The sequence below is a fragment of the Mycolicibacterium phocaicum genome (genome assembly GCF_010731115.1).
Taxonomy (GTDB): domain Bacteria; phylum Actinomycetota; class Actinomycetes; order Mycobacteriales; family Mycobacteriaceae; genus Mycobacterium; species Mycobacterium phocaicum.
This window is the reverse complement of the sequence record NZ_AP022616.1, coordinates 1,400,218-1,413,001: the sequence shown is the minus strand read 5'-3', so window position 1 is coordinate 1,413,001 and position 12,784 is coordinate 1,400,218. Positions and strand designations below refer to the sequence as shown.

Genomic DNA, 12,784 nt, shown 5'->3' with positions numbered 1-12,784 from the left:
GGCTAGCGCAGACCGACGGCGTGCCGCAGCTGCGCCAGCAGCTGTTCGGTGTCGTCGCTCGGGACGAGGTAGTGCGACACCGCGATCCGGATGGCCGTAGCGGCCTTCACTTCGGCGTTCGGTCCCGACAGTAGTTTCTGTAGCCGGGCGCGCATGGTCGGGACGACGCTGGGCAGCTGCGCCAGCACCGCCTCGGGCTCGATGTCGATGACCCGCACGCCGGAATAGGTCTTCTGGTACTGCACGATGAATTGCAGTGCGGCATCAAGTTTTTCGCTGCCGCGTAGTCCTTCCGTGGCCGCGGTCATGCCGTCGACGAACAGGTCGCGTTCGTACCGCCCGAACGACTCGAGCAGCTCTTCCTTCGACGCGAACCAGCGGTACAGCGTGGGCCGGGACACGCCGGCCTGCGTCGCCACCTCGGACAGGCTGAGCTTGGTCTGGCCCTGACGGGCAAGCACTTCCGCGGTGGCCACGAGGATTCGGCTGGGGGTCGAGGCGTCCTCGACGGAGCCGCCCTGATTGCTCGCCGCGCTGTCCACGAAACCGATGGTACTACTCGGTAACTTAGTCGACGGTTCCGGTGAGGCCCAGTTCGTCCAGCGCCTTGCGGGTGGAATCTGCCAGTGCCGCTTTGGTGTTCGATTCACCCGGTTCCCATGCGGTGACCGTCACGATCATCGACGTCGGCGTCTGGCACAACACCAGGAACGGGTGGCCGTTCAGGCGTTCGAGGTCCACCGGCGTCAGTCCCGGCTCGACCAGGCGGGCATGGAAATTGTCGGCGTCGGTGCCGTCGGGCCGGTTGAAGGCGGGCGGGAACACGCCGAGGTTCGAGCAGCCGATGGGCTTGCCGACCTTGAGCACCATCTTCTCCAGGCGCCGCACCGCGAACTTCGGCACCAGGGGAGTGAGTGGCAGCGGCGTGAGCATCATGCGCGTCCACTCGTCGACACCGGCGAGTTCGCGTCGGATGTCGCCGCGCAACTCGGACAGGTCGGTGCTGACCTTCTCGGGATCCGCCATCACGGTGATGGTGCTGAGCGCATTGCCCCGGGTGTCGCCTTCGGTGCGGATGTTGACGGGGAACGAGAGCATGGCCCGGCCGTCGTCGCCCAACCGGCCCACCACCTGCCCGACCCGGGCGGCGAGCGCGGCGAACATGACGTTGCTCGTGCCGCCGAGGGCCTTCGCGCGCTGGTACCACTCCTCGATCTCGACGTGGACGGTGACAAACGGCGGCGTCACCGGCGTGGTGCTCCCGCTGGACACCGGCGCGCTCACCGATTTGGCCGACGCCGCGAGGTCGCCCTTCTGGTCGCGGGCGATCTTGGCGGCGCCGACGACGGCCTTGAACCAACTGGGCACCGCGCGCACCGTCTGGCGGAGGTCTTCGCGCAGTGCGTCGCGCCGGGTGCGGGCGCCGGCGATCGGGTAGCCGAGATCGCGCGGCGACCCGTTGACCGCGTCGGCGACGGCTTCGGCGATGGCCAGGCCGTCACCGACGGTGTGCGACACCACGAGCGACACCGCCGCGCCGCCGCCTTCGAGTTGCTGCACGCCGAGGTGCCACGGCGGGCCGTGTTCGGGGTCGACCGGGATGTAACCGCGTTCGTTGACCCAGTCGTTGACCTCGGCGACGGGTCGCGTCCCGGGAGCGACGTCGAGGTCAACCGGTCCGGTGGAGCGGACCCACCGGTGGCGGCCGAACGGCAGCGGCGACCGTTCGATCCGGCGGCCCAGCAGGCCACCGCTACCCAGATTGCGGTGCAGGCGACGCAGGCCATCCAGGTCGACCGGATGTTCGTAGATCCAGGTGTATTGGATCAGCGGGCCGCGGCCCAACGCCCGTAAGCCGGTGAAGGAGGCTTGATCGCCCAGGTCGATCGTGTTGTCGGCTACGGTCATGTCGCGAATGTTACCCAGCCCACAATATTTTGCTGCGCGAGCCTGTGGGTTGTCTGGGGGGAAGCTGATCCGGCGGATCGGTCCGACGCGCTATGATGAATTGAGAATTTCTTCAATCCATCAATTAGGGGTGCGGCAGATGGTCGACAGCGTGCTCGACGGTCCCGAACGGCCGCTGTACGAGATCAAGGCGAACCTCTTCAAAGCGCTGGCGCATCCGGCGCGCATCCGGGTGCTGGAAATCCTGTCGACCTCTGACGGTCCGACGCCGGTGAGCGACATCCTCGCGGCCAGCGATATCGAGCCGACGCTGCTGTCCCAGCACCTGGCGGTGCTCAAGCGTCATCACGTCGTCAGCGGGTATCGGGCCGGCAACGCGGTCTACTACACGCTGGCCCATCCGAAGATCGCCGAACTCCTGCTCATCGCGCGGACCTTCCTCGCCGATACCCTAGCCGCCCAACGTGATCAGCTCGACGCCGTCGGCTCGCTGCCGCCGATCGGCACCAGCCGATGACCACGCTCGCCGCTGACCGCATCACCAGGTTGCTGCCGTCGCGCGCGGACTACGCCGGCCTGGGGCACTCGTGGCGGCGTGACGTCCTCGCCGGGGTGACGGTCGGGGTGGTCGCGTTGCCGCTCGCGCTGGCGTTCGGCATCAGCTCAGGGGTCGGCGCGGCGGCCGGTCTGGTCACCGCGGTCGTGGCGGGGCTGGTGGCGGCGGTGTTCGGCGGGTCGCACGTCCAGGTGTCCGGGCCGACCGGGGCGATGACGGTCGTGCTGGCGCCGATCGTGGCGCAGTACGGACTGGGCAGCGTCGCCGCGGTCACCATCTTGGCCGGGGTCATCGTCGTGGTGGCCGGCGTCACCGGCGTCGGGCGTGCGGTGACGTTCATCCCGTGGCCGGTGATCGAAGGATTCACCCTCGGCATCGCCGCCATCATCTTCCTGCAGCAGGTCCCGGCGGCATTCGGGCAGGCGGCACCCGCCGGACGGTCCCCGCTGGTGGCCGCGGGCGTCGTCGTCTCGCACATCGACACGGGTGCGGCCCGGCCGGCCCTGCTCGTCACGGCGCTGGTGGCGGTCCTGATGATCGTGCTGCCCAGGTTGCATCCGGCTGTGCCGGCCTCGCTGGTGGCCGTTGTCGCCGCGACCGCGCTGGTGGCCGGTACCGGGTTGTCCGCCATGCGGATCGGGGCGCTGCCGTCGCGGCTGCCCGCTCCCGTCTGGCCGCACGCCGACCTGGCGGTCCTGCACTCCCTGTTCGGTGCGGCACTGGCCATCGCCGCACTGGCCGCCATCGAGTCGCTGCTGTCGGCGCGGGTCGCGGCGACGATGTCCCCGACCGGGCCCTACGACCCGAACCGGGAACTGGTGGGGCAGGGACTGGCGTCGGTCGCCTCCGGGGTGTTCGGCGGCATGCCCGCCACCGGGGCCATCGCCCGCACCGCGGTCAATGTGCGGTCCGGCGCGCGGACCCGCGTGGCGGCCATCGTGCACTCGCTGGTGCTGCTTGCCGTGGTGTACCTGATCAGCGGTCTGGTGGGGACCATCCCGCTGGCGGCGCTCTCGGCGGTGTTGATGGTGACGGCGTTCCGGATGATCTCGCCGCACACCGTCACCCGGATTCTGCGGTCCACGCGTTCGGACGCGGTGACTTTTCTGCTGACCGCGACGGTCACCGTCTGCTTCGACCTGATCCAGGCCGTCGAGATCGGCATCGCGGTCACGGCACTGTTCGCGCTGCGCGCGCTGGCCCGCCGCAGCAGTGTCACGCGGGAGGAACTGCCGGGGCCTTATATGCCCGGCGACGAGCGCATCGCCCTGCTGCGGCTCGACGGCGCGATGTTCTTCGGTGCGGCCGAACGGATTTCGACCGCGATCACCGACGGCAACCACCCCGAGACGTCCGTCGTCATCATCAGGCTGTCGCAGCTCGGCATGCTCGACGCGACAGGCGCGCACACCTTGACGCAGATCGTCGAAGACCTCGAGGCACGCGGCATCACCGTGATCATCAAAGGGGTCAGGCCGGAGCACCGGGATCTCCTCGCGGGCGTCGGCATCATCGACTCCCTGCGGCACGAGAACCATCTCATCGAAAACTTGGACGATGCCATCGCCCACGCCCGCAGCCACACCACCCGCAGCGCCTCGAAAACCCATCCAGGAAAAGGAAACCCGATATGAGTCTGATCGACGAGCCACGCCTCGGCGACGACGTCGCCGTCCACAGGAAGGCGTCCGAGGTGCGCCCGGGCTCGGGTGTCCTGGTGATCAACCGCGGCCCCGGACCCGGCGGCCAGTTCCTGCTGGCCGACGACGTCGTCGCCGCCGGCCGGCACCCCGACAGCGCGGTGTTTCTCGATGACATCACCGTCAGCCGGCACCATGCCGAAATCCGTTGGCTGGACGACGAATACTGGATCATCGACGCCGGCAGCCTCAACGGCACCTATGTGAACGGGACCCCGGTTCAGGCCCTCCCACTCACCAGCGGTGACGAAATCCAGATCGGCAAGTTTCGCCTCGGCTTCACCTGCCGGCCGCAGGACCGGTGACCGCGCCGGTCTGATCCGGGCCCTCCGCCGACCCTGCCGTACATAATGTGCCGGTGGATGAGCAGTCGCCCGACAGGGTTGTGAGCAAGGAAGCCGCCATCGGACCGGAGGCCCGGTTGTCGTGGCTGTTGTCGTGGTTGGCCGGCATGATCGGCGCGGTCGCGTTCCTGCACAGTGCCGGATACTTCGTCACCTTCATGACGGGCAACACCGAACGCGCCGTGCTCGGCTGGTTCGACGTCGCGGAACGGCAGAAAGTGTCCGGAGCCGGGCCGCAGGCGGCGTTGTGGTTGATGGCCTGCTTCCTGGCGGGGGTCTTCGTGGCGTCGTTCCTGCGGCGCAGGTACTGGCAGAACCATCCGCACGGGGCCACGGCCCTGGTGACCTTCGGCCTGTTGGTGGCGTCCGTCGTCGAGCTCTATGAGGACGGCTGGTACTACGAGGACGTCAACTTCACCGGCATCCTCATCATCTGTTTCTCGGTGGGCGCGCTGAACACCAGCTTCGTCAAGAACGGTGAAGTGGCGGTACCGCTCAGTTACGTCACCGGAACGGTCGTCAAACTGGGCCAGGGGCTCGAACGGCACATCTGCGGCAAGGGCACCGTCTACGACTGGCTCGGTTACCTCGCGCTGCTGGGGTCGTTCATGGTCGGCGCCGGCGTGGGCGGCGGGCTGGCCGACCGTCTCACCGGCCCGCAACTCATCGGCACCGTCGGAATTATCTGCGGCGCAACGACACTCGTCACGTTCTTCCATTCGGACAAGAGGCACCGCGAGCCCGAGCAGGCGCCGGAGCCCGCCGCCTAGGACCGGCCGACGACAAAGGCCACGAACTCACCGGAGTTCGTGGCCTTTGTCGTGAAGGCTGAGGTCAGCGGATCCAGCCGCGACGACGCAGCCACCAGCCGCGCACGACGATGACCAGCAGGAGGATGGCGAAGCCGATCAGCCAGGCGTCCTCGACGTGGCCGACGTGGTTACCGCGCAGCATCACCAGCAGGAAGATGGCGGACAGGATGCCACCGGCCTGAATCACGGCGCGGTTCATCTTGGACCAGCCCCACTCGGCAGAGGGGACGTCCTCGACATCGACGCCGGTGCTTCGTTCGACCTCGGTGGTGGCCACGGCAACTCCTTAACGATCCGGTGGATTGCCGACATTCTTACATACGACGCTCGGTCGTATTTGTTGGTGGCCACGTTGTCGCCGCGCGTTTATCCGGTCGACCACCGTTACTCGAATGCGGGCATCGGGCGGCACAATAGAGACGTGAGTGAGCGGCTACGAGTCCTGGTGCTCGGCAGTACCGGGTCGATCGGTACCCAGGCCCTGGAGGTGATCGCCGCCAACCCCGACCGGTTCGAGATCGTCGGCCTGGCGGCCGGCGGCGGCAACGCGGAACTGCTGGCCCGGCAGCGCGCCGAGACCGGGGTCACCAACATCGCGGTGGCCGATCCCGCCGCCGCCGAGCGCATCGGGGACGTCACGTACGCCGGCGCCGACGCGGCCACTCGGCTGGTCGAGGACACCGAGGCCGACGTCGTCCTGAACTCCTTGGTCGGCGCGCTCGGTTTGAAGCCGACGCTGGCCGCGCTGCACTCGGGTGCCCGGCTTGCCCTGGCGAACAAGGAATCGCTCGTCGCGGGCGGACCGCTGGTGCTCAAGGCGGCGCAGCCCGGTCAGATCGTGCCCGTCGACTCCGAGCATTCGGCGCTGGCGCAGTGCCTGCGCGGCGGCACCGGTGACGAAGTGGCCCGGCTCGTGCTCACCGCGTCGGGCGGCCCGTTCCGCGGCTGGGCGGCCAAAGACCTCGACGACGTCACCCCGGAGCAGGCCGGTGCCCACCCGACGTGGTCCATGGGCCCGATGAACACGCTGAACTCGGCGTCGCTGGTCAACAAGGGCCTGGAACTCATCGAGACCCACCTGCTGTTCGGCATCGACTACGACCGCATCGACGTCGTGGTGCACCCGCAGTCCATCGTGCACTCGATGGTCACCTTCACCGACGGCTCGACGCTGGCGCAGGCGAGCCCGCCCGACATGAAGCTGCCCATCGCGCTGGCGCTGGGCTGGCCGGCCCGCGTGCCGGGCGCCGCCCTGGCATGCGACTGGACCACGGCCTCGACCTGGGAATTCGAGCCGCTGGACGACGACGTCTTCCCGGCGGTCCGGCTGGCCCGGGAGGCCGGCACCCGTGGTGGTTGCCTGACCGCGGTGTACAACGCCGCCAACGAAGAGGCGGCAGCCGCGTTCCTCGACGGCCGGATCAGGTTCCCGGCGATCGTGCGGACCGTTGCTGATGTGCTGGGCGCTGCGGATCAATGGGCCGCCGAACCCAGTACCGTGGATGACGTACTTGATGCGCAGGATTGGGCCCGGGACCGGGCGCGGCGCATCGTCGCACAGGAGGTCGTGCCCGCCCGATGATGTATGCAATCGGCATCGCGCTGTTTGCGCTGGGTCTGCTGGTATCGGTGGCCCTGCACGAGTGCGGCCACATGTGGGTGGCCCGGGCCACCGGGATGAAGGTGCGGCGGTACTTCGTCGGCTTCGGCCCGACGCTGTGGTCCACGCACCGGCCCAACCGGCTCGGCTCGACCGAGTACGGCATCAAGGCCGTCCCGCTGGGCGGCTTCTGCGATATCGCGGGCATGACGTCGGTCGACGAGATCGCGCCGCAGGACGAGCCCTACGCGATGTACAAGCAGAAGGTCTGGAAGCGCGTCGCGGTGCTGTTCGCCGGGCCTGCGATGAACATCATCATCGGCCTGGTGCTGATCTACGGCATCGCGGTGTCGTGGGGCCTGCCGGACCTGCATGCACCGACCAGCGCCGTGATCGGTGAAACCGCTTGTGTGGCCCCGCAGGTGGCGAAGACCGGCGACAACCTGTTCGGGCCGTGCCCGCATCCGGGCGCCGGACCCGCCGCGGCGGCGGGCCTGAAGGCGGGGGACACCGTCGTCAAGGTCGGTGACAAGCCGGTGAGCACGTTCGAGGAGATGGCGAAAGCAATCCGCGGCATGAGCGGCGCCGTCCCGGTCGTCTACGAACGCGGCGGCCAGACGCTCACCACCACGGTCGACATCGAGCAGACGCAGCGCTTCACCGACAAGGAAGCCGCGACCGCGACACAGGTCGGCGCCATCGGCGTGACCGCGGCGCCGCAGCCGGGACCAACGCAGTACAACGTGCTGACGGCCGTGCCCGCGACGTTCACCTTCACCGGTGATCTGTCCGTCGAGCTGGGTAAATCCCTGGCGAAGATTCCGACCAAGATCGGCGCCCTGGTCCACTCGATCGCCGGTGGCGAGCGCGACAAGGAGACCCCGATCAGCGTCGTCGGCGCGAGCCGGATCGGCGGCGAGACCGTCGAACACGGCATCTGGGTGATGTTCTGGTTCTTCCTGGCGCAGCTGAACTTCGTCCTGGCGGCGGTCAACCTGCTGCCGTTGCTGCCGTTCGACGGTGGCCACATCGCGGTGGCGACCTTCGAGAAGGTCCGCAACATGATTCGCGCGGCCCGCGGCAAAGTCGCCGCGGCGCCGGTGAACTACCTGAAGCTGATGCCGGCCACCTATGTGGTGCTGGTGGTGGTCGGCGGCTACATGCTGTTGACCGTGACGGCAGACTTTGTGAACCCCATTCGACTTTTCCAGTAGGAGACCGTGATGACCTCCATCGGTTTGGGCATGCCGGGCGTCGGCAGCGAGCCGCCGGCCCCGCCGACCCTCGCGCCGCGCCGTAAGACCCGTCAGCTGATGGTGCGCGACGTCGGCGTCGGCAGCGACTACCCGATAGCGGTGCAGTCGATGTGCACCACGAAGACCCACGACGTGAACGCCACCTTGCAGCAGATCGCCGAGTTGACGGCGTCGGGCTGCGACATCGTGCGCGTGGCCTGTCCGCGGCAGGAAGACGCCGACGCGCTGGCCGAGATCGCCCGGCACAGCCAGATCCCGGTGATCGCCGACATCCACTTCCAGCCCAAGTACATCTTCGCGGCCATCGATGCCGGCTGCGCCGCCGTGCGCGTGAACCCGGGCAACATCAAGGAGTTCGACGGCCGGGTCAAGGAGGTCGCCAAGGCCGCCGGTGCCGCCGGCATCCCGATCCGCATCGGTGTCAACGCCGGCTCGCTCGACCCGCGGCTGCTCGAGAAGTACGGCAAGGCCACGCCGGAGGCGCTCGTCGAGTCGGCGCTGTGGGAGGCCTCGCTGTTCGAGGAGCACGGCTTCGGCGACATCAAGATCAGCGTCAAGCACAACGACCCCGTGATCATGGTGGAGGCCTACCGTCAGCTGGCCGCCAAGTGCGACTACCCGTTGCACCTCGGCGTGACCGAGGCCGGTCCGGCGTTCCAGGGGACGATCAAGAGCGCCGTCGCGTTCGGTGCGCTGCTGAGCGAGGGCATCGGCGACACCATCCGCGTGTCCCTGTCCGCGCCGCCGGTCGAAGAGGTCAAGGTCGGCAACCAGATTCTGGAGTCGCTGAACCTGCGGCCACGCGGCCTGGAGATCGTGTCGTGCCCGTCGTGCGGCCGGGCCCAGGTGGACGTCTACAAGTTGGCGAACGCGGTGTCGGCAGGCCTCGACGGGCTCGACGTGCCGCTGCGCGTCGCGGTGATGGGCTGTGTCGTCAACGGGCCGGGTGAGGCGCGCGAGGCCGACCTCGGCGTGGCGTCCGGCAACGGCAAGGGCCAGATTTTCGTGCGCGGTGAGGTGATCAAGACCGTGCCCGAGTCGCAGATCGTCGAGACCCTGATCGAAGAGGCGATGCGAATCGCCGCCGAGTCGGGAACCGATGCGAGCGGTTCGCCCGTCGTAACCGTAAGCTGAGCACAGTCTTGTGATCGCGGTCACGGGCAGACGCAAATAGCAAACCAGGTCACACTCGCAGAAGGTCGGTGAATGTCGGCACCTCCGCTGTTCCGGATCGCAGATGCGCGCCGGATATCAGTGGTGCGCGAGGTTGCCCAGGTGCAGCAGGTCTTCGACGAGGACCCGGTCGGCACCTGCATGGTGGCCGCGCGCGTGGGCGACCACGGCCTCGATCCGGTGGCCATCGGCGGCGAGCTGTGGACCCGTAGCCAGCCCACCGAGTCGCTGTGCTTCGCCGGGGTGAATCTGATCCCGATGCGGGGCACCGCGGCCGACATGATGGTGTTCGCCGACAAGGTGATGAGCGCGCCGCGGCGGTGTTCGTCGCTGGTGGGGCGCGCCGAGCTGGTGCTGCCGATGTGGCAGCAGCTGGCCCAGGTGTGGGGCCCGGCCCGCGAGGTCCGGGACTGTCAGCCGCTGCTCACCCTGTCCGATGCGCCGCAGTGCCCGGTCGATCCCGCGGTGCGTCCGGTCCGGATGGACGAGTTGGACGCGTATGTCGTTGCGGCAGTGGACATGTTCATCGGCGAGGTGGGAGTCGATCCGCGGATGGGCGACGGCGGCCGCGGCTACCGCAGGCGGCTGGCGGGGCTGATCGCCGCGGGCCGCGCCTGGGCGCGGTTCGAGGACGGCCAGGTCGTGTTCAAGGCCGAGATCGGCGCCCAGACGTCGCGGGTCGGTCAGATTCAGGGCGTGTGGGTACACCCGGACTGGCGTGGCCGCGGTCTCGGCGCCGCGGGCACCGCGGCGTTGGCGGCGGCGGTGCTGCGCAGCGGCCGGACCGCCAGCCTCTACGTCAACGACTTCAACGCCCCGGCCCGGGCGATCTACCGGCGTATCGGGTTCGGTCAGCTGGGCACCTACGCCACCGTGCTGCTGGACTGACGCGCATCCGCGTGCGGTGATGCCGCTGGTTCGGTTGCCCCGGGATTGCCGGTTCGTGAGCGGACCGCCGAGAGCGCGCAGACGACGACGGCGCCGCCACCAAGGACCGTCGGCCAGGTGAGCCGTTCGTGGAGGAGCAGCGCTGCCCAGAGGATGCTCAGCACCGGCTGCGTCAGTTGGGTTTGGCTGACCTGTGCCATGGGTCCGATCGCCAGTCCGCGGTACCACGCGAAGAATCCGAGAAACATGCTGACCGCGGCGAGGTAGGCGAACGACGCCCATTCCGTCGGGCCCGCGACGGGCGGACCCGTGGCCACCGACACCGCGGTGAGCGCGACCATGAGCGGGGACGCAGCCACCAGGGCCCACGAAATCGTCTGCCACGCACCGAGTTCGCGAGTCAACAGACCACCCTCGGCGTAGCCGACCGCCGCGGCCACCACCGCGCCGATCAGCAGCAGATCCGAGATGTGCAACGTCCCCAGGCCGTCGCCCTGCAAGCCGGCGAAGGCGACGGCGGCGACCGCGCCGAGCGCTGCCGCGAACCAGAAGCGGCTCGGCGGACGTTCCCCGGTGCGCAGTACCGAGACGACGGCCGTTGCCGCGGGCAACAGCGCGATGACGACGGCACTGTGCGCGGCGGACGTGGTGGTCAGCGCATACGTCGTCAGCAGCGGAAAGCCGATCACCACGCCGCCGGCCACGATCAGCAGACGTCCCCACTCGACACCGCGGGGCAGCCGCTGCCGGGTGACGGCGAGGGCTCCGGCGGCCAGCAGCGCGGCGACGACAGCTCGACCCGAGCCGACGAACAACGGAGACATGGCCCCGTGCTGCACGGCGATGCGGGTCAGGGGGACGGTGAACGAGAATGCGAGGACACCCAGCATGCCCCAGGCAAAGCCGGAGTTCGCGGATAGCGGTTCCAGCCGATTATGGATAGCGCTACTTTGTACTTTCACATTTGACGATGGCAGTAGCGCCCGGGCGTGAGCCATTGAAATTTGGGCCGCCGGGGCCGCGGCGTCAGGTCAACTGAGCGGCCAAAGCCTGCCCGAGCACGCGCACGCCATCGGCGAAGCGCGCGGGATCCGCGCCGGCGTAGCTGAGTCGCGTGTGGTTTCCGACCGGTTCGGCCGGAAACCACTCGATGCCATCGGGGATGAGGAGGTCGGCGCCGGCGCAATCGCGTACCAGTCGGTCCAACTCCACGTCGTCGGGCAGCCGGACCCAGAGATACAGGCCGCCTGCGGGAAGGTGGTCCACGACGGCTTGTGGTGCGTATTCGGCCAGGCAGTGCGCAAGCAGATCGCGGCGCTCCCGCAACTGCCGGCGCAGGCTGCGGAGATGCGTTCGCCATGCCGGCTGCAGGACGACGTCCAGGGCGGCCGACTGCAGAACGCCACTCACGTACATGGACTCGGCGGCCCGGTCCGCCAGGATCCGGTCGCGCACCGGGCCGCGGGCGATCACCGCACCCACCCGCACCGCCGGTGACATGCTCTTGGTCAGCGACCGCAGATACACCACATGCCCGACGTCGTCGTACGCCGCCAAGGGCAATGGGGTGCTGTCGATGCCGAAGTCGTGGGCCCAGTCGTCCTCGACGAGGAAGGCGCCGTGCTCTCGCACCACCGCCAGGATTTGTTCGCGCCGGGCCGGAGACCATTGCGCACCAGTCGGATTCGCGAAGTTCGGTTGTGCGTAGAACACGCGCGCACCCGTCTCCGTGAAAGCCCGGGCCAGGTCGTCGGGGTCAGGGCCGTCGCTGTCGCCGGTGACCGGGGCTGTTCGCACGCCGGCGTGTGCCGCCGCCAGGATCGCGCCCCAGTACGTCGGCGATTCCATGATCAAGGGCTGTCCGGGTCCGACCAGCGCGCGGAAGATGGAACTCAGCCCACTTTGCGTACCGGGGACGACGATGACATCGCGCGGCGCGGGCGCGGCGACTCCGGCCGGCGTCACCGCGGCCAACTCGTTGGCGAACCACGTCTGCAACGCCGGCAGTCCCGTGACGGGGGACCTGGTCATCGCGGTATCGGCGCGCGCGGCGCGAGCCAGCGCGGTCCGCACGGCGCGGTCGGGGAGCAGGTCGACGGCGGGGAAGCCGGAGTGCAGCCCGATCGCGTCCTGGGTGATGTCGCGCAACGCGGTGGGCAGGCTCGGGGTCCGGGCATTGGCGCTTCGCAGGGCGCCGGCCTGCCAATTGACATTCAACGGGCGCGCGGCGCGAGCGCCCCTGACGAAGCTGCCGGCGCCGGGCCGGCTCTCGACCAGGCCGAGGCCGATCAACGTCTGCATGGCCCGCTGCACCGTCACCGGGCTGGCCTCATACCGGGCCACGAGTGTGCGGCTCGACGGGAGTTGCGTGCCCGGCGCGGCATCGCGGATCCAGGTCCGCAGGTCGGCGACGATCCGGTCAGCGCTGCTGTGCCCCATCGCGGAATGGTAGCGCTTTCCTGGGACATCGTTTCGCTCGTCGCGCTGCCGGCCGGCTGATCGACTGCGTCCCCGGGCCGATGCCGTCCCAGGGTCGACGGATCTCAC

At 68.9% G+C, this 12,784-nt stretch carries 13 protein-coding genes; 8 read left to right on the top strand and 5 right to left on the bottom strand.

All coding sequences use genetic code 11. From position 1 onward, the window contains the following. Positions 1-2: 2 nt before the first annotated feature. Together G6N46_RS06870 and G6N46_RS06865 are read right to left on the bottom strand one after the other, a co-directional pair. A complete protein-coding gene (locus tag G6N46_RS06870) occupies positions 3-542 on the bottom strand; it encodes a TetR/AcrR family transcriptional regulator (RefSeq protein WP_061001109.1) in 540 nt (179 codons plus the stop codon). Between the two features lie 25 nt (positions 543-567). After that, positions 568-1,908 carry a condensation domain-containing protein gene (locus G6N46_RS06865; protein ID WP_174814026.1) on the bottom strand — a complete coding sequence of 447 codons (1,341 nt, stop codon included), beginning with the start codon at positions 1,906-1,908 and terminating at the stop codon, positions 568-570. A gap of 139 nt (positions 1,909-2,047) precedes the next feature. Between G6N46_RS06865 and G6N46_RS06860 the strand changes: the two genes are divergently transcribed. Genes G6N46_RS06860 through G6N46_RS06845 form a run of 4 tightly spaced genes read left to right on the top strand, consistent with a single transcriptional unit; the run spans position 2,048 to position 5,278 of the window. Continuing rightward, positions 2,048-2,425 carry an ArsR/SmtB family transcription factor gene (locus G6N46_RS06860; protein WP_135356334.1) on the top strand — a complete coding sequence of 126 codons (378 nt, stop codon included), beginning with the start codon at positions 2,048-2,050 and terminating at the stop codon, positions 2,423-2,425. Next, the gene (locus G6N46_RS06855) at positions 2,422-4,098 is read left to right on the top strand and encodes a SulP family inorganic anion transporter (protein ID WP_174814025.1); all 1,677 of its coding nucleotides are present in this window, start codon (positions 2,422-2,424) and stop codon (positions 4,096-4,098) included. The genes G6N46_RS06860 and G6N46_RS06855 overlap by 4 nt, the downstream gene beginning before the upstream one ends. Next, on the top strand, positions 4,095-4,469 hold the full coding sequence (locus tag G6N46_RS06850) for an FHA domain-containing protein (RefSeq protein WP_138248867.1): 375 nt from the start codon (positions 4,095-4,097) through the stop codon (positions 4,467-4,469). Before G6N46_RS06855 ends, G6N46_RS06850 begins: the two co-directional genes overlap by 4 nt. A gap of 53 nt (positions 4,470-4,522) precedes the next feature. Further along, on the top strand, positions 4,523-5,278 hold the full coding sequence (locus G6N46_RS06845; RefSeq protein WP_138248868.1) for a YoaK family protein: 756 nt from the start codon (positions 4,523-4,525) through the stop codon (positions 5,276-5,278). 64 nt (positions 5,279-5,342) lie between these two features. Here G6N46_RS06845 and G6N46_RS06840 read toward each other — a convergent pair whose 3' ends face one another. Continuing rightward, positions 5,343-5,597, bottom strand: coding sequence for a DUF2631 domain-containing protein (locus G6N46_RS06840; RefSeq protein ID WP_061001105.1), 255 nt, complete (start codon positions 5,595-5,597; stop codon positions 5,343-5,345). Between the two features lie 144 nt (positions 5,598-5,741). Between G6N46_RS06840 and dxr the strand changes: the two genes are divergently transcribed. The 4 genes from dxr (at position 5,742) to G6N46_RS06820 (ending at position 10,237) form a co-directional block, all read left to right on the top strand. Then, positions 5,742-6,902, top strand: coding sequence for a 1-deoxy-D-xylulose-5-phosphate reductoisomerase (gene dxr / locus G6N46_RS06835; RefSeq protein WP_138248869.1), 1,161 nt, complete (start codon positions 5,742-5,744; stop codon positions 6,900-6,902). Further along, positions 6,899-8,134, top strand: coding sequence for a M50 family metallopeptidase (locus G6N46_RS06830; RefSeq protein WP_061001104.1), 1,236 nt, complete (start codon positions 6,899-6,901; stop codon positions 8,132-8,134). The genes dxr and G6N46_RS06830 overlap by 4 nt, the downstream gene beginning before the upstream one ends. Positions 8,135-8,143: 9 nt before the next feature. After that, positions 8,144-9,310 carry a flavodoxin-dependent (E)-4-hydroxy-3-methylbut-2-enyl-diphosphate synthase gene (ispG, locus tag G6N46_RS06825; RefSeq protein ID WP_061009581.1) on the top strand — a complete coding sequence of 389 codons (1,167 nt, stop codon included), beginning with the start codon at positions 8,144-8,146 and terminating at the stop codon, positions 9,308-9,310. Positions 9,311-9,382: 72 nt separating this feature from the next. Further along, entirely contained in the window at positions 9,383-10,237 is an 855-nt protein-coding gene (locus G6N46_RS06820) for a GNAT family N-acetyltransferase (protein WP_061001102.1), read from the top strand. Here the strand turns inward: G6N46_RS06820 and G6N46_RS06815 are convergent. Further along, positions 10,213-11,199 carry a DMT family transporter gene (locus G6N46_RS06815; RefSeq protein ID WP_407665082.1) on the bottom strand — a complete coding sequence of 329 codons (987 nt, stop codon included), beginning with the start codon at positions 11,197-11,199 and terminating at the stop codon, positions 10,213-10,215. The genes G6N46_RS06820 and G6N46_RS06815 overlap by 25 nt on opposite strands. A gap of 64 nt (positions 11,200-11,263) precedes the next feature. Then, on the bottom strand, positions 11,264-12,676 hold the full coding sequence (locus G6N46_RS06810) for an aminotransferase-like domain-containing protein (protein ID WP_138248871.1): 1,413 nt from the start codon (positions 12,674-12,676) through the stop codon (positions 11,264-11,266). Positions 12,677-12,784 lie beyond the last annotated feature (108 nt).